This window comes from Prevotella dentasini JCM 15908 (assembly GCF_000614065.1).
GTDB classification, from domain to species: Bacteria; Bacteroidota; Bacteroidia; order Bacteroidales; family Bacteroidaceae; genus Prevotella; species Prevotella dentasini.
The window spans coordinates 24,156-50,857 of record NZ_BAKG01000020.1 but is presented as its reverse complement, the minus strand read 5'-3'; the positions used below and the strand labels follow the sequence as shown (position 1 = coordinate 50,857).

Sequence of the window (26,702 nt, the reverse complement as noted above, 5' to 3'; positions counted from 1 at the left end):
GCTAACCGTATACAAATTCGAGGCCTCCGAAAAACGGCCCGAATCGTCCCGGAAAAAGGCAAAAAAGCAGGCCTGTCCGCCTAAAAACCTTCCTCCATGACTCCTCTGCCGGAACAGCATCAGACAAAGTAAAAACATATAGCCGGAAAGCCCCTCAGGGACTTTCCGGCTATAGTTTCCGATACGCTCAGACAACCGGCCCTACCGCTGCAAACCGTACACGACCTGCATCATCTGCCTTCCCAATTTATCGGCCATTTCGGCAGTCGCGGCTTCACTGTAGACACGGATGATAGGCTCCGTATTGGACTTGCGCAAATGAACCCATGCGTCGGGGAAGTCGATTTTCACCCCGTCAATATCGTTTACCTGAACATTGTCAACATGCTCATACTGCTCCTTCACCTTCATCAGGATAGCATCGACATCGGTATCTGGTGTCAGGTCTATGCGGTTCTTTGCCATGCTATATTGGGGGAACGTCTTGCGGAGTTCGCTGGCTTTCATTCCCTTCCGGGCCAAAGAACTCAGGAACAGGCCTATCCCCACAAGTGCGTCGCGTCCGTAATGGCTTTCCGGATAGATAACGCCGCCGTTTCCTTCTCCGCCAATGACGGCCCCGACCTCCTTCATCTTTGTCGTAACATTCACCTCGCCTACGGCAGAGGCATAGTAAGTTCCTCCATGACGTTCGGTAACATCGCGCAAGGCACGGTAGAAGAAAGATTGCTGACCGTGCTTCCCTGAACGTGCTCCAATATGTAGTCGGCAACGGTTACGAGGGTATATTCCTCGCCGTACATCTGTCCGTCTTCCTGTATGAATGCCAGACGGTCAACGTCCGGGTCTACGACTATTCCCAAGTCGTAGTTTCCTTCAGCCACCTCGGACATAATGCCGCCCAAGTTCTTTTCTATAGGCTCGGGATTGTGAGAGAAATCGCCATCGGCTTTCCCGTTCAGGAATTTATACTCTACCCCGAGCTTATCCAACAGCTTGGGCAGAATGATGCCGCCTACGGAATTGATGGAATCTACAACGACGCGGAAATGCCGCTGCCTTATTGCCTCAATATCTATCAGCTTCAGCGACAGCACTTCGTCAATATGGCGGTCGTCAAGGCTGCCGTCCTCCGCATAGCTGCCCATTCCGTCAACGTCGGCAAATTCAAACGCCTCACGTTCTGCTATATCAAGAACCTCGTTTCCGTCTTCCTTCGTAAGAAACTCACCGTGTTCGTTCAGGAGTTTCAGGGCGTTCCAGTTCCGGGGATTATGCGAAGCCGTGATGATGATTCCGCCGTCAGCTCCTAAAAGGCGCACGGCAATTTCAGTAGTAGGCGTCGTTGCCAGACCGATGTTCACGACGTCTGCACCTATTCCCATCAACGCACCGCATACAATGTTCCTGACCATATCGCCGGAGATGCGCGCATCGCGCCCGACTACAATCTTCAGCTTCTTTCCGGGATTCTTGTTTGCTATGAAAGTTGCATAGGCAGAGGTAAACTTCACGATATCCAACGGACTCAGCGTTTCCCCGACACGGCCTCCGATGGTTCCACGGATGCCGGAAATGGATTTTATAAGTGTCATATAATGTTTTTTTACTGTTCTATATTAAAGCCCGCGCTGGAAGGTCAAATCGTAAAGACATGGATAGACACCGTTCACCGCAGCCTTCTGTCCCTGAGACGAGGGCACTATCAGCTTCACGTGTGCCAAGGGCTCAAGCCTGCCTATCTTCAGATAAGGCATTGCAGCCAGCCATCCATTGGGAACGGCCGTGGTCTGATAGGCTTTATACATCAGACTGGATCGTGAATCGAACGAAGCACTGAAAGTACCGCTGGTATTAGTTACGGACATCTTGTCTACCATTCCGCCATAATACAGGACATTGTTGGTCAACTGCAAGGAGTCGGTCATCAGATTCCGTTCCGAGAACCGGCAAAGAACAGTGGTGGTTTCACCTTTCTTTATGTCCTCGCCCACGCCCTTGCTGACAATTTGCATATATACGCCTGTATTGGAAAACAAAACATATTCGTTCTTTGCAACATTCGTCATGGAGTTCTGCCGGGCAAACTGCTCTTCGCTGATAACCTTAATCCCCTGCTTGGTAATATAGGCGTTAATGGCATTGGTCTCGCGTTCCAACTGGTCTGCATAAGTATCACTATCACTGCAGGCTGCAAACAAGAAAACTCCCAGAAAGAGGGACAACAAATAAAATATTTTCTTCATTATCTTTGCTAAAATTATCTTCTTTGCAAAGGTAAGAAAAGTATTTAAGAATCAGGAGAATTGAAATTAGAAAATATATTAATAAGCAGTTTGTCAATATGAAGCAGCATGCTTGAGGAAGTGGGTACAGCCTTCTTCTTCAATGTCGCCAAACACCATTCCGCATGGCGCAGGAAAGCATGTTTGGAGGAAGGCGCAGCTATTTATCCGTACCATAGAACTTAAACTTCATGGGTACGGTCTTTTCAAGATGTGGCGGAAGAGTAACAAGATACATACCTTTACGAATAAATAACTATATGGCAGGGACTGAAGCAAAAGGCAGAAGTATAAAAGAAATTCAGGTTCATTTTCCCTGTTACCCGCTATCATCATGCGGACACGGCTTTTCCGGCAAACGAAGAAGCCGCTTTCGCCATGCCGAAGTGCCGCTTTCGCAAACCGAAAACAGCTATCCCGGAAGAACGAGAACAAACAGCTGACATACAGAGCATTATGATTTGACTCTTCAGCACAGAATAATAACGGGCCAAAAACAATAAAGAGAATAAATATAAAGATAAACGGCAATACACGACAAAGCAAACGAAGAAGTGCCCAAAGGGAATTATATCCCTTTGGGCACTTGCTTATTTTTGTTCAGGAATCTACCTGACCTGTACTATACAGCTGCTGCTATCCATTCGTAAACCAAACTGAAAACACCGAAGACCATGATGCCTGCCGTGCAGACAGCAAGAGCGAACTTGGAGTTGCAATCGCTCTGAAATGTTGGCAGAGGATGGTCGGCATGCTTTATATACATGGCCTTGACTATCTTCAGATAATAGTAGAGCGAGATAACGGTATTGAGCAGGGCAATGAAGACTACAGCGTAGGACCATGCTCCCATCGTCGTACTGATGTCTGCACCGTTCAGACCCGACATAAACACGAAGAACTTTGAGAACATACCTGCAAAAGGTGGAATACCACCAAGAGAGAACATGGCCAAAGTCATCAGGAAGCTCAACCGGGGATTGGTCTGATAGAAGCCGTTATAGTCGTCGATGTTCGTCTTTCCGCCATTGTTTTGCTCTACGACGGCAATAATCGTGAAAACAGCCATATTGGCTACGACATAGATGAGCACGTAGTAGCTGAGAGAAGCTACAGAGGTTGCCCAGTCGTTACCGATGGCAGCCAGCATGATATAGCCTGCCTGAGAGATGGAACTGAAAGCCATGAACCGCTTCAGCTCACCCTGACGCACTGCAAAGAAGTTGGCTATGGTGATGGAAAGTACAACTACTATCATCATCAGCACATGCCAGTACTGCATCATCCCTCCAAAGACATGGAAGAGAATACTCAGCAGCGTAAAGGCAGCTGCTCCCTTCGAGATAACGCTCAAGTAGCCGGTAATGGTTGTCGGTGCACCCTGATAGGTATCGGCAGTCCAGAAGTGGAACGGAACAAGGGAAATCTTGAAACCGAGACCACTGAAGAAGAACACCAACCCCATAATGGTCAGCGGCGTAGCCTGCATCTTCGTAGCAATATCTTCAAAGTAAAGCGTACCGAACGCACCATAGAGAAAGCTGATACCATAAAGCATCACACCACTTGAGAACGTCGCAGTAATAATAAACTTGGCGGCAGCCTCGGCAGAGTTCTTGCGATAGGTATCGAAAGCAACCGCACATGCCAACGGAACAGAAGCCATCTCAAGACCGAGGAAGAACATCAGGAAGTTGCCTGCACTCATCATCGCAAACATACCCAACAGGGTAGATACGATAAGCATGTAGAACTCGCCTTCCTTACCGCTCTTCTCCACCCATGCACGGCTCTGGAGAACAACTATGAAAGTACCCATGGAGAGGATGGCCTTCATCACGTCGACGGAGGCGGAGGTTACATACATTCCACCGAAAGCTGTCTGTGCTTCCATCGGAAGAAGACACACAAAGGTGTTCAGAAGCAGGAGAACCGAAGCCAGCGGATTGAACCACTTGCGCTCTTCAGTCTTTGCCGTTGCAAAGTCGGCAACGAACAAAACTATCAGGATGGCAACAAGACTTGCCTCCGGAATCATCTTAAAGAAATCACTATAATTCATTTCGCCAGTTTATTAAAGATTACCCAATGTTGGTACATAGTCCATAATATGGTTGAAGATTGGATGAACCGCATCAATAATCATATTCTCAAAGAAGAGCGGACACAAACCCAGACCTGCCACACAGAATATCAGTGCTCCTATGGAGAAACGCTCATCCCATGTAGCATCGTGCAGCTCATAGAACTTCTTGTTAGGAATAGTCTGGAAGAGAATTTTTCCAACCACACGAAGAATATACACTGCCGTTACTACGATGGATGTACAGGCGATGATGGTCGCTACGCGATGGAACATGCCTGCGTTTTCAAACGAACCTACGAAGATGGTCATTTCAGCAACGAAGCCGGAGAAACCCGGCAGGCCGAGATTGGCAAGACCGGCTACGACATAAGAGACGGCGAGGAAAGGAACCACTTTCATCAAACCGCCAAGGTAGCGCACGTCGCGAGTTCCTGCACGGTGGTAAATCATACCGATACATGCAAAGAAGAGGGCGGTCATCAGACCATGGGAAAGCATCTGAAGAATAGCACCCGTAATAGCAGTCTGGGTGGTCATTACCAATGCGAACAGCACCATACCACAATGGGATACCGAGGAATAGGCGTTAATATACTTAAGGTCGGTCTGCACACAGGCCGAAAGCGCACCATAGACAACGGAAATGGTTGTCAGCACGAGAAAGACAGGTGCCCACATAGTCAGAGCGTCGGGCATCAGGAACATCGCAATACGAAGACAGCCGTAGCCGCCGAGCTTCATCAGCACACCTGCGTGGAGCATGGACACAGCCGTCGGAGCTGAAGCATGACCGTCAGGAGACCATGTGTGGAATGGGAAGAGTGCACCCAAAACACCAAATCCAATGAACACGAACGGGAAGAAGATGTTCTGTGCCGTCTTAGACATTGCATGCATACGTGCAAGCTCTATAACGTCCATTGTAGTAGCACCGCTGAAATAGTAGATACCGAGAATACCGAGAATCAGGAGAGCAGAGCCACCCATCAGCATCAAGGTCAGTTTCATGGCAGAATACTCCTTCGGGCCTGTTCCCCACACACCAATCAGGAGATACATCGGGATAAGGGCAACCTCGTAGAACATGAACATCGTGAACATATCCGTAGAGATAAAGAATCCGAATACACCCGAAGCCAGAAGAACGAACCAAAGGAAATACTCCTTCTTCATCGGTTCAAGCTGCCAGCTGGCGAAAGTTCCCGTGAAGACAATGATGGCCGAAAGCAGAATCATCACAACGGAGATACCGTCTACACCCACCGAGAAGGCAATGTGCATCGGCTTGAACCACATCACGGAGTTTGCCAGCAGCATGGCATCGGTATTGCCTGCGCTGCGCTGCTGAACGAAATAAATAGTCAGCCAAATAGCACCTATCAACAATGCCGTAGAGCCGGCTACCATCACACCGCGTACCTGATTATCATTCTTGGCAACCCAAAGACCACCAAGCATCAGGACGGGGATAATTACAAATACAGTTAATATCCAACTCATTTCTTTATATCAAGCAAAGTAATACTAATGTTAAAGCTACAGTACCGGTAATGAACCATACGGCATACTGGCGCACATCACCGCTCTGCCATGGACGGATACTTTCTCCTGCCTCCTGAGTACCCCAAGCAAGGAAGTTGAAAGTGCCGTCAATAACACGACGGTCGAACCATGCTATAGGCATAGAGAAGCAACGGAACACCACCTTATGGGTAAAGAACTGCCATACGTCATCTATATAGAATCTGTTGAGAGCCGCCTTGTGCAACACAGGCATCTTCTTCGCCAACATGTCAGGTACTGGATTGTGCTTGGGCATATACATCCAAGTTGCCAGACTAATACCAATGGCTGCTGCCAAAAGACTGAACCATGCTACGCTGGAGAAGTGGAAATGCTGCAGATGAATCTCTGCACTCTGTCCGGTTGCGGAAACAAAGTGTCCGAAAGGTATCCAACCGGCAAATATAGAAATAATGGCAAGGAATACCAAAGGCCCCCACATAACGAACGGAACTTCCTGCGGACGACGACGGTTCTCCGGGTCCTGCTCATAATAGGAGTTGCCCCAGAATATCACGTAGTAGAGACGGAACATATAGAATGCTGTCATACCAGACACAAGCGTCATGAACCAACCGAGCATCGGTGAGAACTGGAAGCAGGCCGATACTATTTCGTCCTTAGAGAAGAAACCTGCGAAAGGCCATACACCACTGATGGCTATACAACCAATGAGGAAGCAGGCGTTCGTGATAGGCATATACTTGTGCAGACCACCCATATACTCCTTGAAATTACTGCCGATAATGACAATAATGGCACCTGAGCAGAGGAACAGGAGGGCCTTGAACATAGCGTGTGTGAAAAGGTGGAACATAGAAGCCATATAACCTAAGCCGCCTTCCTCATCGTTAATGGCATAGCAAACACCGAGAGCAACGAGCATATAGGCAATCTGAGAAATGGTTGAGAATGCCAGGCCTCGCTTGATATCGCGCTGTGCGCAAGCTACTGCTGCAGCATAGAAAGCCGTAAACGCTGCTATATAGGCAATCCAATGAAGCTGTTCGATTGCCCCAAACTTGATGTAGATTGGGAATAGCGAGGCTACTTGGAACACACCGGCAACCACCATCGTAGCAGCATGAATCAGAGCTGACACAGGCGTGGGGCCTTCCATGGCATCCGGCAACCAAATATGGAGTGGGAACATGGCAGACTTACCAGCACCACCAATGAACATCAGGAAGAGAGCAGTAGGAATTGCCCATGCAATCTCTGGGTTAGCAGCTATCGAAGCCAACTTATCAGACAATCCCGGATTTACATTAAGGTCGTAATTGAACGTTCCTACATAGAAGCTGAAGAAGAGAATACCTATCAAGAAGAACAAGTCGGCAAATCGTGTAACGATAAATGCCTTCTTACTGGCGTGTACCGCAGTATGCTTCGGATAGTAGAAACCAATCAGCAGATAGGAACAGACACCCACCAACTCCCAGAACAAATACATCTGGAAGACATTCGTAGCTACCACAAGTCCAAGCATGGACATTGTGAAGAGGGAAAGATAAGCGTAAAAACGTTGGAATCCGTGCTCATACTCCTCAAACTTATAGTTCTCATCGCGTTCAGCCATGTAGCCGAATGAATAGATATGAACCATAAAGCTCACCGTAGTAATGACTATCAGCATCATCACACTGATAGGCGACAGGCGGAGGCCGATATTGAAAGTCAACAGTTCCGTAAACTTCAACCAAGTTAGATTGAAAACCGTTACCGTAGGATAAACGCCGCTTGACAGACGACCGTCAACGACACGGAAAGTTTGTCCCATTGCCGAATACTCACCTGTATAGAAGAAATAGTGGTAGGCCGTATAGAGACTCAGCACAAATAACGTACCCAACATACAGGTTCCAATGAGACCCGCAACCTTACGAGGCATCTTCATTCCGAACAATCCAAGCACAATTGCACTCAGGAACGGGAGAAGAAGTATCAAAAATGCGTAATCAAACATATCTGTTTCTTTTTATAATTTCATATTTTCAATACTGTTCACTTGGTCGCTATGGAAATGGCGGTAAACATTTATAATGATAGCGAGGGCTACAGCCGACTCGGCAGCACTTACTCCAATAGAGAAGAGGGTAAAGAACATACCTTCATATCCTCCGGGGAAGAGCAAACGGTTGAACGCTGCAAAGTTGATGTCGACGCTATTGAGAACTAACTCTACGGAGATAAGCATAGCAACGAGGTTACGCCGGGTAACAAAGCCGAAGACTCCGATAAAGAATAACAATCCGCTAAGGATAAAGAAATATTCTACAGGTATCATTTACTTTCCTCCTTCTTATTTTTGTTCAAAATAACCAAACCACCGATAATGCAAGCCAAGAGGAATACGGAAATGAACTCAAATGGGAGAACATAGCCATATTTATCTGCACTCATCAGGGTCTTGCCCACTATATCCATCGTAATCTCATTGGCTAAAGCATTTTCATTGCCGGTGAGTATATTGATAAACTGGTTTTTCAACAAAACCAAAATCACCGTGGCAACTCCTACCAGAGCAATGAAAGCAGCAAGGAAAGTACGCTTTCCCAACCAACGTTCAGAGAGTCCCTGCAATGTACGCTTGCTTACCAATTGTATTGCAAAGATGTACATCATCGTAATGCCGCCTGCATAAATGCTAATCTGAGCCGCACCAAGGAAAGTATAATCAAGCAGGAAATAAAGACCTGCAACGCCAAAGAGCACGAACAACAATCCTGTTGCCGCACGCATGATGCGCTTCGTCGACACGCAGAATACGGCAGAAGCCAATATTACCACAGCGAGAATTGCAAACATAACTAATCTTGCCATAAATCCTTATCTCCTATTTCTTTTTAGTGTTGAACGTTCCAACCTCCCAATCAGCCCCGCCTTCAATAAGGTTAGGCAACGAACCACCCTTGTAGATCTCTTTATCAAGGTGAAGCACCAACTTGGAACGGTCGAAGACAGCGTTCTCGAAATCGTTAGTAAACTCTATAGCGTCGAAGTTACAAGCATTGACACAGAGTTCGCAGAACATACAATCGCCCAAATCATATTCATAATCAAGCAACTGTTTCTTCTTTCTACCCGTTTCCTCATTGGTTACCATCTCCGAAAGAATCTTGATAGTACCGTTCGGACACGCTTTCTCACACATCGTACAAGCCGTGCACTTGTAATTTTCATTTTCATCACGCTTGAAAACCAAACGTCCACGATGACGTTTGGCAACGTGCAGTGTTGTCTTGCGGTTTTCAGGATACTGCTCGGTAGACTTTGGAGTAAAATACTCCTTCATCGTTACCTTCATACCGAGAGCCAGTGTCTTGAACGCACTCTTGACCTCACCGAAATATGATTGTTTGTTTTCCATTTAATAATGTGAAAATCTTAATATCTAATTTAAATGATAAAGCCTAAGCAATGGTGAAAGTCCAACCGAAAGCCACGCATACCGTCATAAGGACGAGGATGACAAGGCTCAACGGCATCAGATACTTCCACTCCAACTTCAGAATCTGGTCTACACGGAGACGGGGGAACGTCCACCTAATCCACATCAGCAGGAAGACCACAAAGAAAGTCTTAGCCAAGAACCAGAAAAGACCCGGAATCAAGTCCATCACGGCATCAAAAGCCTCAACACCTATATTAACAGGTGCCCAACCACCCAAGAAGACTGTTGTAGCCAAACCAGAGATAACGAAAAGGTTGAGGTATTCTGCCAAGTAGTAGAAGCCAAAACCCATACCGCTGTACTCTGTATGATAGCCGGCAGTCAGCTCACTCTCGGCTTCAGCCAAGTCGAACGGACCACGATTGGCCTCTGCATTACCTGCCACGCAGAACACAAGAAAAGCAAGCAGAGCCGGAATATGACCTTGGAAAATCAGCCACTGCCACGGACCAGTCTGCGCCTCAACGATACCCGAAATCTGCATCGTACCAGTCAAGATAACAGCAGAAATCAAGCAAAGTCCCAGAGAAAGTTCATAGGAAATCATCTGTACTGCACCACGCATGGCAGAGAGGACAGAATACTTGTTGTTACTTGCCCATCCGGCAATAAACACACCTAGGACTCCAATGGAACTAACAGCAGTAACGAGGAATATACCTACGTTAAAGTCAAGGATATGCGCACCGTTGTTCCATGGAAGGAACGAGAAAGTACCTACAGAAGCAGCTATCACGAGGAAAGGTGCCAAGTAATAAAGCAGCTTATCCGCCTTGTCGACAATGAAGATTTCCTTAATCAGCATCTTCAGCACATCAGCGAGCACCTGCAACGTTCCCCACCATCCTACACGAACCGGGCCGATACGGCACTGGAAATACGCACAGACCTTACGTTCCATAAAGATAAGGATGATAGCCAAGACTGCGTACGCGATAAGGATTATCAGACCGACAAGCACACATTCTATCAGGATGGCAGAAAAGTTGCCGAGTCCACAAGTTACCCGAAGCAGCTCATCAAACCATTTTGTTACTATACTAAAATCGAACATTGTATGATTTTATTCTTTATTAGTTACTCTTTAATAACATCTCGCATTAACGGTCGATGTCGGGGATAACAAAGTCAAGAGCTGCACCTGTCGTAACGAGGTCGGCAATCTTCTGTCCTCGGAGCATCTTGTCCATTGCACCTACAAGGGTAAGTCCCATTGGGCGGAACTTCAACCGGTAGGCACTCTTATCCCCACGGGAATCAAGATAAGCACCAAACTCACCGCTCGCACCCTCAACAGAGAAATACCACTGACCTTCCGGCACCTTAATGATTGGCTTCTGCTTGATATAGAAATCGCCTTCGGGAATATTGTCTATCAGCTGCTCAATGATATTGAGACTCTGATAGATTTCCTGAATGTGGCAATAGTAGCGGTCCATAGAATCGCCGTGAGTCAGGACAACCTCCTCAAAGTCCACCTTATCGTACATGGCATACGGATGGTACTTGCGGACATCGTTTCTCCAACCGCTCGCACGGCCGGCAGGACCTGTTACTGCATAGTTGATGCAGTCGTCCTTACCCATCGGGCCGATACCCTCGAAACGCTGGTGAGTAATCACATTGTCGCCAAAGACATCCAGATACTCTTGAACCATCGGGCGGAGATACTTACAGAGCTTCTTCACGTTGGAAACAAAGTTCGGGTCAATATCTGCCTGACAGCCACCGATTCGGTAATAATTCTGAATCAAGCGGCCTCCTGTCGTCTCCTCCATCACGTTCAGCACATGCTCACGGTCGCGCATGCCATAAAGGAAAGCGGTGAGAGCACCCAAGTCCTGAGCACAACAAGAGGTGTAGAGCAAGTGGTTGTCTATACGCTGTAACTCATCCATAATAGTACGGATGTAGCGGATACGGTCGGTCAACTCTATCCCCATGCCCTCCTCAATGACACCTACCAATGCGTGGCGGTGCATCATGGCGGAGAGATAGTTCATTCGGTCGGTCAGCGCAAGCGTCTGAGGATAGGTAAATCCTTCGGACAGCTTCTCTATACCACGGTGAATATAACCGAGATGCGGATAGATTCTCTTGATAGTCTCACCGTCAAGTACTGTCTGCAAACGAAGCACACCATGAGTAGAAGGGTGCTGAGGGCCGATATTCACAACGAAATCGTCGCTCGTAAACAGCGCATGCTTTGTCGCAACGAGGTTTCCATTCTTATCAAGATTCCACTCTGTAGTAGTATCCAACTCAACGTCGTCGTCCGTAGAATACATGTTCTTTGCCGGATCCATATCGTAATCCTTGCGCAAAGGATAGCCCTTATGGTCGTTTCGCAGGTAAAGGCGGCGCATATCGGGATGCCCAAGGAACTTCACACCGTAGAAGTCGTAAACCTCACGTTCCAACAAGTCGGCGTCAGCCCAGAGCTTGCATACCGTCGGAATGACATAATCATCGCCTACCTGCTTGGCTATCTGCTTCACAGAGCAACGCTCGTGAGTAGCGGTGTTTTCGAGAATGTAGATACATCCCAGCCTTCTTCCTTGCCGAAGTCCTCACCTACAATTGTAACAAGGTAGTCGAAATGCCTTTCATTCTTCAGTTTCGCCATTTCCCGGGCAAAACCATCAAAGCCAAATTCTTTGTTTTCTAACTTCATATTCTCGTACCTTATATATTATTTGTTAGTAGTAGATTCATCAGAAGGTTTCCTGACCGTATCCAACTGGTCAATTTCCTTACCAAGGTTCTCCACATCTTCCTTCGTTACAGGCTTATCTACAACAATGGTGTCTTTCTTCTGAGCAGCTACAGCAGGCTGTGCGTCTGCGGTTTTTGGAGTTGCGGGCTTGGCAGCAGGCCGAACCGGCTTCGGAGCCGGTTTCTTGGCAGCAGCCCAAGCTGCCTCGCGCTTCTCCTTGATATCCCCGGGTCGTATTCCCAGCTTCTCATCGAAAATCAGTTCGGCATTACTCTTGCCCAATTCTCGCTCGTCAGCTGTCTGTTTGTGATTAACACCGCCAAAGAATTTCTCAATCTTCACCTTCCTCTGAAGCTGCATCATACCGTATATGATGGCTTCCGGACGCGGAGGACAACCCGGAATATAGACGTCTACAGGGATTATCTCGTCAATACCGCGCATCACGTGGTAGCTGTCCTTAAACGGTCCTCCCGAGATGGCACATCCTCCCACGGCTATGACATACTTCGGTTCTGCCATTTCGTCGTAGAGACGCTTCAGGGCCGGAGCCATCTTGTTGGTAATCGTACCGGCACACATTATAAGGTCGGCCTGACGCGGAGAGTTACGTGTTACTTCAAATCCGAAACGGGAGAAGTCGTAACGCGCACAACCGACAGACATAAATTCGATACCGCAACAAGATGTAGCAAAAGTCAGGGACCATAACGAATTGCTGCGTCCCCAGTTTATCAGCTGGTCCAAATTGCCCAAGACGAGGTTGGTTCCACCATCGTTCAGGTCGTTTGCCATCTTTTCCAGTGTATCGTTGTCCTTCCATTCCCCGTAAGGAACAGATTTGATTTTCGGCTTTCTTATTTCCATTCAAGTGCTCCTTTCCGCCAAGCGTATGCAAGGCCAAATACCAATACCAACATAAAGAATCCTATCGTGCAAGAGCCAGAGGACCGAACGACTTGACAACGACAGCCCATGGATACAGAAAGACAGTCTCCACGTCGAACATCAGGAAAAGGATAGCAAAGAGGTAGTAGCCGACATGCATTGGCAACCACGAAGTGCCATGCGTCGGAATACCACACTCATAGGGTTCTCCCTTTACCGGATTGTACGACCGCGGACCTATCAGCTTGGCTATGGCGTATGCAGCCACTACCAAGAAGGCAGCCGTTACCAAAACGGTGATAAAAAGTGTGAAATACATAAACTTATATAGCTATAATTTGATTGTGCGATTATGGTCTACACGAAAATGTTTTTAAACGTTTGCAAAGTTACAAAATAATTTGTTAACCTTGCAAGAAAAACAATGAAAAATACACACGTTTTGCCAACTCCACTTTACAATGTCAACCATTGGAGCCAATATTCAGAAAGGGCATAAAAAGACATTTAGAAACCGAGAATGGAAGTTTTGATTGCAGAATTAACTACTTTTAAGTGTCTTTTCTCCTCCCAACTCGCATTTAAGGCGTATCTTTAACAAAAATAACTCGCACAACATGAAGAAATGTATTATCATAGGAGCCTCTTCCGGCATAGGAAGAGAGATAGCCAGACTTCTCATTGACGACGGGTGGCAGCTGGGCATAGCTGCCCGGCGGAGAGAAAAGCTCATGGAGACACAGCAGTTAGCTCCCGACAGGGTGTCCATCAGGGAAATAGACGTTACCGACAGCAGTGCTGCCGAAAGTCTCAACTACCTGATTAATTCGGTAGGGGGAATGAACCTCTTCATATATTCCGCAGGAATAGGATGGCAGAACAGGGAACTGGAAGAGGAGAAAGAACTTGCCACCGTACAGACCAACGCTACAGGATTTGCCCGGATGACAGGCGAAGCATACCGCTACATGGCACGGAATGGCGGCGGACAGATAGCCTGCATATCGTCCATTGCCGGAACAATGGGCTTAGGCCCTGCACCAGCCTACTCTGCCACCAAGGCAATGCAGCAGACCTATTTGGAAGCACTACAGCAACAGGCCAACCAAAGACGGCTGAATATCCAAATTACGGACATACGTCCGGGATTTGTAGATACCGACCTGTTGGGGCACGCCCACTACCCCATGATGATGAAAGTTGCCGATGCAGCCCGACTGACGCTCACCGCCATCAAGAAAAGAAAGCCTGCCGCCACAATAGACTGGCGGTGGCGGCTGCTGACCCGTGCTTGGAAAATGATTCCCAAATGTATATGGAGGAAGATGAAAATAAGCTGATGGAGAATGGAGAAATAACGGCTGACTGACTATCATCCCCAAGAGAGTTGATACGCATGCAGGACATGCTTTTCACCCTTAAACAGCCATTTGGCGAAAGTACCCGTTTCGTACCGCGAAAACGGCACTCTCGATTCATGGAAACAGCGGAATGGCAGTGCAGTTGCCGGAATATGGGAAGAGAAAAGGAAACGGGATGCGAAGCATAAGCAACCTGCAGGGGCAGGCCCTGTGCCTGTCCGAAGCACAAGGAGCGGACAGACACGCGGTCTGTCCCTACACATTAATTGGCATCAGTAACAAATCCCCGTCGGAGACATGCTTCGTCCATGCTACCGCATCGCCCGGAACCGCCTCTATGGGCACAGATGCGCAAAGGAGGATATAAACATCTGATAATCAGCTGTATTGGATGCGTAAAACGAAAGTGGCACTGCGGCACTGCGAAACGGGCACTTTGACCATCTGAAAACGGCACTCTCATCCGACGCCTATACTACATCCGGCAGAGCGTCCTCACCACTGCCGCTCCAAATGGAACTTTATCAGTCCGTCAAGTGGCGAGCGGTGGACTTCGTCCAACACATAGCCATTAAGGGCAGCACTCTGTTCGAGCTGTTCGCGAAAAAAATAAGCGATGCTTCCTACAGCAGAAACATGCCGGCCTGCATGCTCGCCGTAGCGACATATATTATTATTAAAGAAAGCATTGAAGTTATCTATTACAATCTGATGAAGCTCAGAGACTCCTATATTTCTCATAATGAACTTTGCGGTACTTGCCAAAAAGCGATTGGCCAATGGCTCACGATAGACTTTTGAGATAATATCAGTGTATGTAAGTCCAGTTTCCCGCAGATACATTTCCTTAATCTGTCCGGGCAATCTGCCTTTGAACATTCCGTTAAAAAACAGCTTTCCAAGCACCGCTCCGCTGCCTTCGTCGCCCAAAATATATCCCAACGGTGGAACATTGTCCACAATCCGGCTACCGTCATACCAACAGCTGTTAGACCCTGTCCCCAGAATACAGGCTATTCCAGACTCGTTACCACAGAGCGAACGGGCAGCACCGAGCAGGTCGCCTGCCACCTCGATGTGTGCAAGGGGGAAAAGAAAGCTCAGACAATCTTTCATGGCAGGCACTACGGCAGCCGTACAGCCCGCCCCATAAAAGGCTATCGTCTCTACGGATGGAATGATGCCGGCAGACAGCACACCATGAAGCTCCGTCCTTTCTACCGTCTCTAAAAGAGGACGCAGTTCCTGTCCTAAAATATGTCTGATTTCCTCGGGCGACTGATGAAAAGGATTGATGCCCTGCGTCTTCACGACCATACGCCGATACGTCTTCTGTCCTTTGTCAATAATGGGATAGACCAAGGCCCAGTCGGTCTTGGTGCTTCCGCTATCTGCTATCAGAATCATGGTTTACTTCTTTTTGCCACAAAATTAGCAAAAAATTTCATAATAGTAAACACAGAACACCAAACTTTCCGTATCTTTGCACAACTATCACAGTGAACCTATCAGGAAATGAACAAGCGAATATACTTTATCCTTCTTCTTGGGGTCTTCGTGTTTCTGCCTGCCCATGCCGTGCTGCAGGAAGACTCGCTCAAGAACTCTCTTCAGGTACTGCGGCACGAGCTGATTACCCGTCACTACGAACAGACCGAACAGCTCACACGCTCCAAGATTATCAACAAACAGGTCATGGGGCAGTTAAAGGAAATCGGCGAGAACTCCGCCCAAATCTCGCTGATGCTCTATTCGCAGTCTACCGACAACATCTTCGATCTCACTTATGCCTGCCACGAGGCAACCGCCCTGTGGAACGATTTTCAGGCCAAGACGCGCCCGTTTCAGCAAATGATAATGGAGAGCAACGAGGAGATAGCCCGTTACGACTCTCTTATCAACGTGCTCAGTACCATGTACACCTACGGAATGTCGGAGAAGACCAAGGTTGACCGCAATGTCTGCCTGACCTTGGCTGTCAGTATAAGGAGGATGTTGCAGGAGAACATTGACTCTTATCAGGAATACGTCAGATACTACCAGTATAACCAGACACAGCTACAGGGCCTCGATGCCTTTGCCCAAAAGCGGTACAACGAGTTCCAGTCGAGTATCTTCTTTAACAGGAGCGACAACTACCTACAGTTTCTGCGCACATTCCCTGTCAAGTTTCTTCAGTTGGGCAGCACGCTCAAAGAGAAATACCTGCCCCTGAAGGTCGTCAATTCGCAATGGGATGTTACGTGGCTTATCGGCCTGTTCGGCATGATGCTTGTCTATGGACTTATTTCCATCCTCTTGAATTATCTCAGTATCCGTTTTGTCGTCGGACGGGTAATGAAGACAGAGCGGTTTGCCGATCATAGCAAGTGGTTCCGCTCCAAGCGCACCTGTATCACCATGGTTGCATCGGTCATCACCTTTGGACTCATCATGATGGTCATACGCTTTTTCTCTCCCTCCAACTTTGTAGAACTCGCGAGTAATCTGCTATTAGAGTTTGTATGGCTGCTGGCTGTCATATTCACATCGCTGCTGCTGCGCGTCAAGGGTGAGGAAATCGGCAATACCTACCGACTCTACTACCCTATCATCCTCGTAGGATTTTTGGTTATCACCTTCCGCATTATCCTCGTTCCCGGGCTGATTGTATATCTCGTCTTCCCGTTGCTCCTGCTTGTAAATACCCTTTGGCAGACATGGGTCATCTACAAGCACCGCACGCAGGTACCGAAGTTCGACCTTTATCTGGCCTATTGTTCGCAGGTAGTCTTTGCCATTGCCTTATCGGGGCATGGGTAGGGTATGTGTTGCTGGCCGTTCAGCTGGTTATCTGGTGGATGATGCAGCTGGCCTGCATCCTGACCATAGCCTGCGCCCATAACTATTTGGACAAATACCGCGACAAGCATCATCTCGCCCAAGTCCCGGTCTCAAAGGCATGGTTCTTCCGTTTCCTCTATTATGTAGCCTTACCGGCAGCCATGGTACTGTCGTTCATCCTTGCAGTCTATTGGGCTGCCGATGTCTTCAACTTTGGCGAACTCACTTGGAAAGTCATACACACAGACATTATCAACACAACAAACTTCAAGCTAAGTATCTTCACGATAGCTGAAGTCATCATCCTGTGGATGGTATTCAACTATATCAACCACACGGCAAAGGGCTTCATCAAGCTCTACCTGAGTAGTAAAGACCCCACTACGGCCGTATCGCGCAGCGTAATGATTATCAATGTATTACAGGTAATCGTATGGGGAGCGTGGCTGCTGACGGCTCTCAGTATATTCAAAGTAAACAACACGTGGCTTGTAGTGGTTTCAGGAGGTCTTTCGACAGGTATCGGTTTCGCCATGAAGGATATTCTGGAAAACATATACTACGGCATCTCTCTCATGGCAGGACGTATCAAGATAGGCGACTATATCATCTGCGACGGCATCCGGGGAAAGGTCAGTTCCATCAGCTATACTTCTACCCTCATTGAGGCGACCGACGGGTCGGTCATTGCCTTTCAGAACTCACAGCTGCTCACCAAGAACTACAAGAACATGACGAAAAACCATGGCTACGAACTGGATGTTCTCGAAGTGGGGGTTGCTTATGGTACTAATATCAGTCAGGTGAAACAACTGCTGATTACAGCCATCACCAACCTTGGCATCACTTTTGAGGAAAAGCCCGTCAAGGTAGTACTCAAGAGCTTTGACGATAGCTGCATCACGCTGAAAATACTTGTATGGGTCAATGTACTGACGCAATACGGGGACGATGGCAGAATCATGGAATGTATTTATGACACACTCAGCGAGAACGGAATAGAAATTCCATTCCCACAGCGTGAAATCACCATCAAGCAGAACAGCCTTCCTACCGAAGCATAGCGAGATAATCTTATATTTGTTGAGCGATATTCAGTTTTGCATAGCAAGGTTGGAGTAAACCAACTGGAACTTGGTGGCATGCGTTTTACAATAGCTCAAGAGGGTTATCCGTCTTCTGAGACGCATCTTTCCCTTACATGCAAGAACGGGGCAATACAGACCGAACAATACAGAAACAAGGAAAAAGGTCTGCCAATCCAAGATTGACAGACCTTTTTCCTTGTCTTTTCTCTATTCCTTCTCTCTTTCCCAATGGGGAAAAAGAGGAACGGACTTAGGATTTATCGTTTGCTTCCTTCATGTCAAGAAACTGATGCTTGGCATCATAGAACTCGTACTGGAGGAATGAGAGCTTTTGAGACGGGATGATGTGCACGCCAAAACCATACTTCATCTGCCACTTGCGCCTAAGCGAGATAACTCCCTGATTGATATAGGCTGCCACGTATGGATGTACGTGGAGATAGAATTTTCTGATACCAATCTTGTTGATGAGTCTGTCAATCTTGCGCTCAAGTTGGTCGGTAAAGAGGATACTTGACCGTATCTTTCCCGTACCGAAGCATGTGGGGCAGTCTTCGTCCACATCCACGTCCATTGCCGGACGAACCCGCTGACGCGTAATCTGCATAAGGCCAAACTTACTCAACGGAAGGATATTATGGCGCGCACGGTCTTTCTGCATCGCCTTACACATCCTTTCATAGAGCATCTGCCGGTCCTCTGCCAGATTCATGTCAATAAAGTCTACTACGATGATACCTCCCATATCGCGAAGACGCAACTGGCGTGCCAGTTCGTCGGCAGCTCCGAGATTGGTATCAAGCGCGTTCTGCTCCTGTGCCTTCTCCTTTGTCCGGTTTCCACTATTCACATCAACGACGTGCATGGCCTCCGTATGCTCAATGATGAGATAACAGCCGTGTCCATAATTAATGGTTTTGCCGAAACTTGACTTTATCTGCTTCGTAACATCAAAATTATCGAAAATAGGCAACTTGCCGGTGTATTGTTTAACTATGCCTGCCTTTTCAGGGGCTATGAGTGAGACATAGTGCTTAATGGCCGTACATATTTCCTCGTCATTGATGTAGATATTCTCGTAGGTGGGATTGAAGAGGTCGCGAATCATAGCTACAGCACGTCCTGTCTCTTCAAACACGAGCTGCGGACGCTCCTGCGTTTTCTGTACCTTCGTGATGGCCTCATTCCAACGATTAACAAGCACCTTCATTTCGGCATCAAGTTCAGCCACACGCTTTCCTTCCGCCACTGTACGCACGATGACACCAAAGTTCTTCGGACGTATGCTCTGTATAAGCTGCTTCAGGCGAGCGCGCTCTTCACCGCTTTTGATTTTTGTGGAGACGTTGACTTTCTCCCCGAAAGGAATGAGTACCAAATAGCGTCCGGCAAAAGAGATTTCTCCAGTCAACCGCGGTCCCTTGGTAGAGATGGGTTCTTTTACAATCTGCACCATCACTTCCTGACCAACTTGGAGCGTAGTCTGTATGCTTCCGTCCTTTTGGAGGTCAGGCAAATGGCTGGCTTTTTGAATGGGGTAAAGTCGTTTCCGGTCGCTCTGTACTTGTTTGAGATACTTTGCGAAGGAGTTGAACTTACTTCCTAAGTCAAGGTAATGAAGAAAAGCGTCTCGCTCATAACCTACATCTACAAAGCAGGCGTTCAGCCCCGGCATCAGTTTCTTAACCTTAGCCACGTAGATGTTTCCTACCGAAAAATTAGCCTCTCTCGGCTCGCGCTGATATTCTACTAGTCGCTTATCCTCAAGCAGCGCAATAGATATTTCTTTCGGTTGGGCATCAATTATTACTTCGCTTGTCATTTTCCTTCTATTCTTGTAGGCATCTTTCCAATGTCTACCTTATAATACTAAAAGGCGAGACGTGTCGCCGCACTTCCAGGGAAAGAAGCTTAATTGCGATGACATGCCCCGTCAAGTTATGAAAGACTTCTATAAGCTTTCGGCCCGTAGGGCTTACTTGCTCTTATGTCTGTTCTTTCTTAATCTCTTCTTACGCTTATGCGTAGCCATCTTGTGTCCCTTCTTCTTTCTTCCGTTTGGCATAGCTTTTTAATTTTAAATTGTTATTGTATCTATTATTTAATTATTTCTTCATGTCTTCAATGAAGGTCTTTGCCGGCTTGAAACTTGGGAAGTCGTGAGCCGGAATAGTTATGGTGGTGTTCTTTGAGATATTACGTGCAGTCTTCTCGGCACGGTGCTTTACGATGAAACTGCCAAAGCCGCGCAGGTATACGTTTTCTTTCTTGGCTAACAAACTATCCTTAATAGCATCCATAAAGGACTCTACAACGGCAGAAACGTCTTTTTTGGCAATTCCTGTCGAGTCTGCTATCTCATTGATGATATCTGCTTTTGTCATTTCGTTCTTTTTATACTTTAATGTTTTACTTTTCTTTCCTATTTCATCATAACGGAGTGCAAAGATACTCATTTTCAGATAAATAGAAAAATGTTTTTCGGATTTTTTGCAAAAACTCTTCTTTCAGGCTTTGCCCTCTCCTTTTTTTTGTATCTTTGCGCCATCATATAGAGGAGCTATACACTATGACACACAGGGAAACAGACAGCTGCAAAGCAAATATACACACATAATAACGCTGCCCTGACTTCACTGCCGAAATGGTGGGGCATATCAATTCAGCCACTCCCTGTACTTCATTCCTCTTTTACAACTATAATATTAAGGTATATGAAAATAGCAATCGGAATAGACGTAGGAATCTCCACAACGAAGATAGTCGGCATACAGGACGGAAAGGTGGTAAAGCCGCTCCGCATCAAGGCTACCGACCTGTTACTTCTCTATACGGAGCATTCGGAAAATATTTGTACGACAACAAAATCGAACTGACAGACATAGACAAGGTCATGTTGACAGGTGTTGGCTCGGCATATATCGACAAGCCGGTCTATGGTTTACCTACAGAGAAAGCCGAAGAGTTTCTTGCAGACGGCCTCGGTGCCCGTTTTGAATCGAAGCTCCAGCAGATGATTGTCGTCTCAATGGGGACGGGCACATCGCTCGTACAATGCAAGGGAGACGACATCCGACACATTGGAGGAATAGGCGTGGGAGGAGGAACGCTCAACGGACTTTCGCGCCTGCTACTGAACACAGATGACATCAAGCAGATATCCTCCCTTGCCACGCAAGGAGACATCTCTCATATCAATCTGCTCATTGGCGACATTTCCGCCCGACCGCTTCCGGGACTTCCCATGAATGCCACGGCCTCGCTCTTTGCCAACGCACAAGGCAACGCCAGCCGGGAAGACATCGCCCTTGGCCTGATATGCCTCGTCCTGCAATCCATTGGCTCCGCTACCATTCTCAGTGCCCTGAATACAGACATCAAGGACTTTGTCCTAATCGGGAACTTAACCTTGCTTCCACAATGCGAGTACCTTTTCCCTATGATGGAGAAACTATACGACGTGCGTTTTATCATCCCGAAATATTCAGAATTCTGCACGGCCATTGGTGCCGCACTGCAAGGCATTGACCACCCCAAAGGGAAATAATTGTAAAAGTCCGGGACGCAAACAAACTGAAAACGCAGGAGCTCACCCCCCGGAAAGCCTATAGAAAAGCAAAGACTCCTACATCTATACAGCTAACATGGCATATCCTGCAAGACAACAAACACACAAAAAACTACAAATAAGGAATAAATGAAAGACTTTGCGGCAATAGATTTCGAGACTGCCAACTTCGAGCGCAGCAGCGTTTGCTCGGTAGGAGTAGTGATTGTCAGGAACGGAGAGATTGTTGATTCTTTCTACTCGCTTATTCAGCCCGAGCCGAATTACTACTTATCGAAATGTACCAATGTGCACGGGCTGACCCGTATGGACACCGACGAAGCTCCTGTGTTCAGCGAAGTGTGGGCACAGATAGAACCGCTCATCGAAGGCCTGCCCCTTGTCGCCCATAACAGCCGCTTCGACGAAGGATGTCTTCGTGCTGCTTTCCGTACTTATCAAATGGACTATCCCGGCTATATTTTCTTCGATACCCTCGCTGCCGCCCGTCGTGCCTTTCCCCATCTTTCCAATCATCAGCTCCATACCGTTGCCGCTGAGTGTGGCTATCATCTGAAAAGACACCATCATGCCTTGGCCGACGCGGAGGCCTGTGTGTGGATAGCAAGGGAAATATTGTAAAGACTACATATTGAAAATCACCTTTGCCAATATTTCTCTCGGGCGAAGAATCGTCTCCGTGTAACTGAAAGAAGTAGAGCCTATGGCTCTGCGCCTGTATTCCTGCATACCAAACAAATTGTTCAACGACAGCACAAACTCAAAAGCACGATGCCTATACGAGACTGAAACATCGGAAAAATGAGTAAATGATACCGACTTGTCGTTGCCGTGGTAGAACTCGCCTACGCAGTTCAGCTGCCAATCTCCCAAGAAAAAGAACAAAGACAGGCGTTCATTGAAAAAGCGGACAGGGTCTGCCGACGGAGCGTTTCCTTTCCTACTTTCCATACGGCTATTTATCAACCGACCGTATGTGTCTATGCTCAGCCATGAAACTGGACGCATAGAGAGGCTCAACAATAGGGACGAACTTACGGTTCGGAACGGACGACAAGCAGAGCCGAGCAGCATGTAGTATTCGTTCTGCGTCCGCGACGCCCTTAACGACAGCAAACTTGATGCCCAATCAAACGACTTGGAAAATTCACCTCTCACCGTAAGGAGATGGGAATGGGTAAGCCAGTCTGTAAATGAGGAATAGTAAACGCCATCCTTCAGCCTGCTCTCCATCATTCTCGTATCCAATGTCGTATAATACATAATGGATGCGTTGGCAAACCATCCATTCACGACGTCCCTGTACTTCAGCGTCGACATCAGACTATGGCTGCGGGTAGCCTCCAATCCCTCCTGTCCCCGAAAGAACCTCCTATAGTCCGAAAAGACAGGCAGACCAGTGGTAGAAGCTAAATCCTGCGGAGCCCATACATAGAAGTATCTTGCCGTCATTTGGAGACGGGCATTGAAGTCGTAACTGAGCGAGACATTCGGCTCGACGCTGACCCTCCATTGGGTATTGTTCCTATCCTTCCTGTAATAGCCGTCCAGCTTCAGGGCTACATCAGCGGAAAATCCCGCATGCTTGTAGCTGAAGTTTGGAGTAATAAAGATATTATAGGCTGCATAGCGGTCTTTACGCAAGCTGTCTCCCGTAAGATAGTTGGAAACCGACAAACGCTGTTGCTCCATCCTTCCACCCAGCAGATACGACATATAGAATCCTGCCATCCTGTGCCGGAAAGCCACCGAAGCCTCGGCGTCCATCTGGTGCAAATCGGCAGTCTCCCTGTTACCGTTGAAAAGTAATAGTTTTCCGGGCAGATAGTTATAGGCAACAGCCCCGTTAAGCGTAACGCTACGTCCGCGGGACAGACTGACAATAGACTTCACGGCATCGCTCACATACATCTTCCTCGGCTCAACCATCTGACTTATTCCCCGTCCGTTCAGCAGATACCGGCCAGCCCCCGAATCGAAGTCGATGTATCCTTTCAGGGTGTTTTCCGTAAACGTCTTGTCGTGATTGGCCTGATACATCAGTTCCGCCGTGTATTGTCTCCGGAACGCCCTTCCGCTCCGTTCCTCGCTGACCAATGAGTCGCCGTCCACATTGGTATATACCGTCTGCCCGTACTGCTGATATTTCTGGCGGTCAAAGAGTGCCGTCGCCTGTAGACGGAGCGTATTTTTCTTTGGCGTAAGAAAGCTCCAGTTGGTAGCCAATATATGCGTATTGTTGAATGTGTATCGGGAATCAGACAGGTTGGGAGAGTTCATCGAAAGCCGGGACACCAGTCCGCTAACCGACCTTTCGTTATTTTTTCCATAGCCGATGTCGCTGATTTCGTGCTCTATGTCCTTACCCGTGTTGGTAGACTTATACATCGACACACTCTGCATCCTGCGTGCAAAGAACATCTCCATCAACTTTTCGTCATAAAGCATCTTTTCCGGCTCTTGCAGAGAAGCGCCGGCACCAAGATGCGCCACGCCCTGCCAAGTAGTCTTCACGTCGTCGCGCAAGACGATATTTACCGCAGCCTGCTCGCTGAACTTGATGTCGCGCAGGGCGCGGATGGGCTGATGGTTCTCCATCACCTGAACCTTCTTCACCTTCCGGGCATCAAGATTCTCGCTCAGCATGGCATACTTTCCCCCTGCCATGTCCATCCCCTCTATGTAGAACTTGTTGATAGGCGTACCGTTATACTCTATCTGCCCGAGGGATTCACCGTTATGCCGGGCATCTTGGCCAGCACGTCGGCAATGCTGCGGTCTTGCTTCTGCATGAACTGGCTGACAAGATAGTTGAGCGTGTCTCCGTCCTGCCGTATTTTCTGCGGCTTCACCTTCACCTCTTTCAGTTCAAAGACCTTCCTCGAGAGACGGACAATCTGCCGTTCGCGAAGTCGGCTACGCCTATCGCCATCCTCTCCCGGCCCACCTGCGTAAAGCGAATGGAATCCACCTTTGCAGTTGCAGGAGCTGCAAGATGAAACGACCCATCCTTATCAGTCCGCGAGAATTTCACCGCCCTCTTCCCGTTCAGCAGAATCACCGAGACACCCTGCAGCGGCTCGGCATCTTCGTCCACGACTCTACCCGAAAAGGTCTGCGCCATACAGTTTACGACTCCCAATACCCATGACAGGAAGAAAATGTATATCCACTTATTTGAACTTTCCAGCCTCATCCGATTATAACATATAGCAATCCTAATCCACGTTCTACCTCATAAACTCTACCTGACATGTATGATTTTTATACACATAACGCCCTTATGGCACCTTCTCCATCATACAGGCACGGTTCTTGGAATTGTCCTCACGCCGCCCGTACTTGTCGTACCCAATAGCTGTTGTATTGAGCATCTTGCCGGTAAAGGATGTAAAATCCTCCGATTGCAACTTCATCAGGGCCAGCAAATACTTGAGCGTGCACTGGTTATAATCTTTGCCTGACAGAGCTACGGGCGCAGCCCTTCCGCTTTCCATCCCCACACACTCAAAGCGGAAGAGCTTCTCGTCATCCTGTGCAAACAAAATCAATCCGGGAAGACCACGCAATTTCCACGGCCCGTCACTCACAGGTATGTCCATCGTGTACCAAGCCGTCCAGCCTACTCCCCGAAACGTTGTCCGTGCCTTTTGGCAATCATAGCCCAGTATCACCGTGTCTCCGCTTAAAAGCTCCCAGTCCTGTTCCGGCATTGGGCCGTCTACCCTGAAGTTTTTCATGGTTTCCCAAGTGTAAACCATCTGGTCAGGCTTGGGGAAGTTTTTAAAAACCGTAAACGAAGTACATCCTCCACCTACCCCCTGCCGCTTTTTTTCCATTCGAATAAGGTCATGATCCCTCACACCGATGGCCCTAAGGCTATCCGATATTTGGTCTTGCCGTTCATTTTTCAGGCTGAAATACCTTGACTGGCCATTAACTATATCCAGACAATGGTAATCCTTGGCCTCATTACTGCCATAAAGCGTATGATAGTAATAATCGTAAGTAATACGCATGTTAATGCTGTCAGGAACAGCCGCGCCCGAAGAAGATATGCCCAATAAGGAAAACAAGAATAAAGAAAGGATATGCTTCATAAGCTAAATTACAAAATGTTTCTTTTAGAGAACCAAGAAGAGCCATAATGTTTTCCAACACTACATTGTCCTCTATAGTGATTTGTTACAAACATAACAAAAATAAATGTAAAAAATAAATTCTTTTGTATTTTTAACCTTTCACTATTCCCCAACGAGTCAAAGCGAAATATAAATTCGTTCGGAGCAAACACAGGCACAATGACTGCCCGTGTGTCCTGATGCCCGACAGAGATTCAGCACTTAAGCAATGAACGATGGGAGACAAAACGGAAGATGCCACACATTGAAAAACACAAAAAGAAAAGACCGAAAAACGAAAGTGTCCCTTTCGCACCGTGAAAGGGGCACTTTGAGCATGCCAAACGGGCACTTTCGCTTGACGACCAAGCCATAGCGACAGGCAGGCAGCCCAGACTTATCCTAACGCCGGGACTATTCCGAGGTACACGACGTCGTGGTCGGTGCGGTTCTCTACCCAATGGAAATGCCCCTCGGGGCAATAGTGCACCTGCCCTACCCTCGCAGTCTCCTCCCTGTCGTCGTAATGAACGGTCAGTTCTCCGCTGACGACATACATCACCTCGAACGAACCTACATGCTGGTGTCTTCCCGTGGAAGCCCCGGGACGGAGGGTGGAATACATGATGCGCGCCTTTTCGTCAGTATAGTTACGGGTGGACAGCCTTCCCTTGCCGCCCTTGAATCCTTCGATGTTCTCTTCTGCAATCTTGTCAAAATCTATAATCATAATATTTAATGTTAGGTAT

Annotated in this window: 19 protein-coding genes and 5 pseudogenes; 4 read left to right on the top strand and 20 right to left on the bottom strand. The window is 47.7% G+C overall.

All coding sequences use genetic code 11. The annotated features are described in order from the left end of the window. Positions 1 to 201: 201 nt before the first annotated feature. The 12 genes and pseudogenes from glmM to JCM15908_RS13650 form a co-directional block, all read right to left on the bottom strand. A pseudogene (gene glmM, locus JCM15908_RS13660) lies at positions 202 to 1,595 on the bottom strand (phosphoglucosamine mutase). Positions 1,596 to 1,619: 24 nt separating this feature from the next. Continuing rightward, positions 1,620 to 2,246 (bottom strand): BamK family beta-barrel-assembly machinery protein, encoded by a 627-nt coding sequence (gene bamK, locus JCM15908_RS10050; protein ID WP_025003228.1) that lies wholly within the window; start codon positions 2,244 to 2,246, stop codon positions 1,620 to 1,622. A gap of 661 nt (positions 2,247 to 2,907) precedes the next feature. Next, on the bottom strand, positions 2,908 to 4,347 hold the full coding sequence (locus JCM15908_RS10040; RefSeq protein ID WP_025003227.1) for an NADH-quinone oxidoreductase subunit N: 1,440 nt from the start codon (positions 4,345 to 4,347) through the stop codon (positions 2,908 to 2,910). A gap of 12 nt (positions 4,348 to 4,359) precedes the next feature. Continuing rightward, a complete protein-coding gene (locus tag JCM15908_RS10035) occupies positions 4,360 to 5,871 on the bottom strand; it encodes a complex I subunit 4 family protein (RefSeq protein ID WP_025003226.1) in 1,512 nt (503 codons plus the stop codon). 4 nt (positions 5,872 to 5,875) lie between these two features. Further along, positions 5,876 to 7,900, bottom strand: a complete 2,025-nt coding sequence (gene nuoL, locus JCM15908_RS10030; RefSeq protein ID WP_025003225.1) for an NADH-quinone oxidoreductase subunit L — start codon at positions 7,898 to 7,900, stop codon at positions 5,876 to 5,878. A gap of 12 nt (positions 7,901 to 7,912) precedes the next feature. Next, complete coding sequence (gene nuoK / locus JCM15908_RS10025) at positions 7,913 to 8,221, bottom strand: NADH-quinone oxidoreductase subunit NuoK (protein ID WP_025003224.1); 309 nt, start codon at positions 8,219 to 8,221, stop codon at positions 7,913 to 7,915. Next, positions 8,218 to 8,757 carry an NADH-quinone oxidoreductase subunit J family protein gene (locus JCM15908_RS10020; protein ID WP_025003223.1) on the bottom strand — a complete coding sequence of 180 codons (540 nt, stop codon included), beginning with the start codon at positions 8,755 to 8,757 and terminating at the stop codon, positions 8,218 to 8,220. The genes nuoK and JCM15908_RS10020 overlap by 4 nt, the downstream gene beginning before the upstream one ends. Positions 8,758 to 8,770: 13 nt before the next feature. Next, entirely contained in the window at positions 8,771 to 9,304 is a 534-nt protein-coding gene (locus JCM15908_RS10015; protein ID WP_025003222.1) for a 4Fe-4S dicluster domain-containing protein, read from the bottom strand. A gap of 43 nt (positions 9,305 to 9,347) precedes the next feature. Continuing rightward, positions 9,348 to 10,442 (bottom strand): NADH-quinone oxidoreductase subunit NuoH, encoded by a 1,095-nt coding sequence (gene nuoH, locus JCM15908_RS10010; RefSeq protein WP_025003221.1) that lies wholly within the window; start codon positions 10,440 to 10,442, stop codon positions 9,348 to 9,350. A gap of 46 nt (positions 10,443 to 10,488) precedes the next feature. Beyond that, positions 10,489 to 12,062, bottom strand: a pseudogene (locus tag JCM15908_RS13655) (NADH-quinone oxidoreductase subunit D-related protein). A gap of 18 nt (positions 12,063 to 12,080) precedes the next feature. Continuing rightward, positions 12,081 to 12,971 carry an NADH-quinone oxidoreductase subunit B gene (locus JCM15908_RS10000; protein ID WP_025003220.1) on the bottom strand — a complete coding sequence of 297 codons (891 nt, stop codon included), beginning with the start codon at positions 12,969 to 12,971 and terminating at the stop codon, positions 12,081 to 12,083. After that, positions 12,962 to 13,311 (bottom strand): annotated as a pseudogene (locus JCM15908_RS13650) (NADH-quinone oxidoreductase subunit A). The gene JCM15908_RS10000 and the pseudogene JCM15908_RS13650 overlap by 10 nt, the downstream one beginning before the upstream one ends. 298 nt (positions 13,312 to 13,609) lie before the next feature. Here JCM15908_RS13650 and JCM15908_RS09990 point away from each other — a divergent pair. Continuing rightward, on the top strand, positions 13,610 to 14,332 hold the full coding sequence (locus tag JCM15908_RS09990) for an SDR family NAD(P)-dependent oxidoreductase (protein ID WP_025003219.1): 723 nt from the start codon (positions 13,610 to 13,612) through the stop codon (positions 14,330 to 14,332). Positions 14,333 to 14,848: 516 nt separating this feature from the next. On the opposite strand, the gene JCM15908_RS09985 is transcribed toward JCM15908_RS09990, so the two are convergent. Further along, the gene (locus JCM15908_RS09985; protein WP_025003218.1) at positions 14,849 to 15,760 is read right to left on the bottom strand and encodes an ATPase; all 912 of its coding nucleotides are present in this window, start codon (positions 15,758 to 15,760) and stop codon (positions 14,849 to 14,851) included. Positions 15,761 to 15,868: 108 nt separating this feature from the next. On the opposite strand from JCM15908_RS09985, the pseudogene JCM15908_RS13645 reads away from it, so the two are divergent. Beyond that, positions 15,869 to 18,240 (top strand): annotated as a pseudogene (locus tag JCM15908_RS13645) (mechanosensitive ion channel family protein). Between the two features lie 274 nt (positions 18,241 to 18,514). On the opposite strand, the gene JCM15908_RS09975 reads toward JCM15908_RS13645, so the two are convergent. Then, a complete protein-coding gene (locus JCM15908_RS09975; RefSeq protein WP_025003217.1) occupies positions 18,515 to 20,086 on the bottom strand; it encodes an Rne/Rng family ribonuclease in 1,572 nt (523 codons plus the stop codon). A gap of 283 nt (positions 20,087 to 20,369) precedes the next feature. Beyond that, a complete protein-coding gene (locus JCM15908_RS09970; protein WP_025003216.1) occupies positions 20,370 to 20,648 on the bottom strand; it encodes an HU family DNA-binding protein in 279 nt (92 codons plus the stop codon). Between the two features lie 330 nt (positions 20,649 to 20,978). On the opposite strand from JCM15908_RS09970, the pseudogene coaW reads away from it, so the two are divergent. Beyond that, positions 20,979 to 21,811 (top strand): annotated as a pseudogene (gene coaW / locus JCM15908_RS13640) (type II pantothenate kinase). A 150-nt stretch (positions 21,812 to 21,961) separates the two neighbouring features. Next, positions 21,962 to 22,453 carry a 3'-5' exonuclease gene (locus JCM15908_RS09960; protein WP_025003215.1) on the top strand — a complete coding sequence of 164 codons (492 nt, stop codon included), beginning with the start codon at positions 21,962 to 21,964 and terminating at the stop codon, positions 22,451 to 22,453. A 3-nt stretch (positions 22,454 to 22,456) separates the two neighbouring features. Here the strand turns inward: JCM15908_RS09960 and JCM15908_RS09955 are convergent, their stop codons facing one another. From JCM15908_RS09955 to JCM15908_RS09935, 5 genes are all read right to left on the bottom strand, one after another. Beyond that, positions 22,457 to 24,505: a TonB-dependent receptor gene (locus JCM15908_RS09955; protein WP_025003214.1), complete on the bottom strand. Its 2,049-nt coding sequence runs from the start codon at positions 24,503 to 24,505 to the stop codon at positions 22,457 to 22,459. A 41-nt stretch (positions 24,506 to 24,546) separates the two neighbouring features. Beyond that, a complete protein-coding gene (locus tag JCM15908_RS14850; RefSeq protein ID WP_234396439.1) occupies positions 24,547 to 24,690 on the bottom strand; it encodes a hypothetical protein in 144 nt (47 codons plus the stop codon). Between the two features lie 5 nt (positions 24,691 to 24,695). Next, complete coding sequence (locus tag JCM15908_RS09945) at positions 24,696 to 25,028, bottom strand: carboxypeptidase regulatory-like domain-containing protein (protein WP_148295571.1); 333 nt, start codon at positions 25,026 to 25,028, stop codon at positions 24,696 to 24,698. 85 nt (positions 25,029 to 25,113) lie between these two features. After that, positions 25,114 to 25,932 (bottom strand): GLPGLI family protein, encoded by an 819-nt coding sequence (locus tag JCM15908_RS14185; protein WP_025003212.1) that lies wholly within the window; start codon positions 25,930 to 25,932, stop codon positions 25,114 to 25,116. Positions 25,933 to 26,350: 418 nt separating this feature from the next. Continuing rightward, positions 26,351 to 26,683, bottom strand: a complete 333-nt coding sequence (locus JCM15908_RS09935) for a cupin domain-containing protein (protein WP_025003211.1) — start codon at positions 26,681 to 26,683, stop codon at positions 26,351 to 26,353. Positions 26,684 to 26,702 lie beyond the last annotated feature (19 nt).

Bases quoted from the DNA above. Each gene is read 5' to 3' on its own strand.
- bamK (WP_025003228.1), bottom strand. From the start codon at position 2,246: ATGAAGAAAATATTTTATTTGTTGTCCCTCTTTCTGGGAGTTTTCTTG.
- JCM15908_RS10040 (WP_025003227.1), bottom strand. From the start codon at position 4,347: ATGAATTATAGTGATTTCTTTAAGATGATTCCGGAGGCAAGTCTTGTT.
- JCM15908_RS10035 (WP_025003226.1), bottom strand. From the start codon at position 5,871: ATGAGTTGGATATTAACTGTATTTGTAATTATCCCCGTCCTGATGCTT.
- nuoL (WP_025003225.1), bottom strand. From the start codon at position 7,900: ATGTTTGATTACGCATTTTTGATACTTCTTCTCCCGTTCCTGAGTGCA.
- nuoK (WP_025003224.1), bottom strand. From the start codon at position 8,221: ATGATACCTGTAGAATATTTCTTTATCCTTAGCGGATTGTTATTCTTT.
- JCM15908_RS10020 (WP_025003223.1), bottom strand. From the start codon at position 8,757: ATGGCAAGATTAGTTATGTTTGCAATTCTCGCTGTGGTAATATTGGCT.
- JCM15908_RS10015 (WP_025003222.1), bottom strand. From the start codon at position 9,304: ATGGAAAACAAACAATCATATTTCGGTGAGGTCAAGAGTGCGTTCAAG.
- nuoH (WP_025003221.1), bottom strand. From the start codon at position 10,442: ATGTTCGATTTTAGTATAGTAACAAAATGGTTTGATGAGCTGCTTCGG.
- JCM15908_RS10000 (WP_025003220.1), bottom strand. From the start codon at position 12,971: ATGGAAATAAGAAAGCCGAAAATCAAATCTGTTCCTTACGGGGAATGG.
- JCM15908_RS09990 (WP_025003219.1), top strand. From the start codon at position 13,610: ATGAAGAAATGTATTATCATAGGAGCCTCTTCCGGCATAGGAAGAGAG.
- JCM15908_RS09985 (WP_025003218.1), bottom strand. From the start codon at position 15,760: ATGATTCTGATAGCAGATAGCGGAAGCACCAAGACCGACTGGGCCTTG.
- JCM15908_RS09975 (WP_025003217.1), bottom strand. From the start codon at position 20,086: ATGACAAGCGAAGTAATAATTGATGCCCAACCGAAAGAAATATCTATT.
- JCM15908_RS09970 (WP_025003216.1), bottom strand. From the start codon at position 20,648: ATGACAAAAGCAGATATCATCAATGAGATAGCAGACTCGACAGGAATT.
- JCM15908_RS09960 (WP_025003215.1), top strand. From the start codon at position 21,962: ATGAAAGACTTTGCGGCAATAGATTTCGAGACTGCCAACTTCGAGCGC.
- JCM15908_RS09955 (WP_025003214.1), bottom strand. From the start codon at position 24,505: ATGGACATGGCAGGGGGAAAGTATGCCATGCTGAGCGAGAATCTTGAT.
- JCM15908_RS09945 (WP_148295571.1), bottom strand. From the start codon at position 25,028: ATGAGGCTGGAAAGTTCAAATAAGTGGATATACATTTTCTTCCTGTCA.
- JCM15908_RS14185 (WP_025003212.1), bottom strand. From the start codon at position 25,932: ATGAAGCATATCCTTTCTTTATTCTTGTTTTCCTTATTGGGCATATCT.
- JCM15908_RS09935 (WP_025003211.1), bottom strand. From the start codon at position 26,683: ATGATTATAGATTTTGACAAGATTGCAGAAGAGAACATCGAAGGATTC.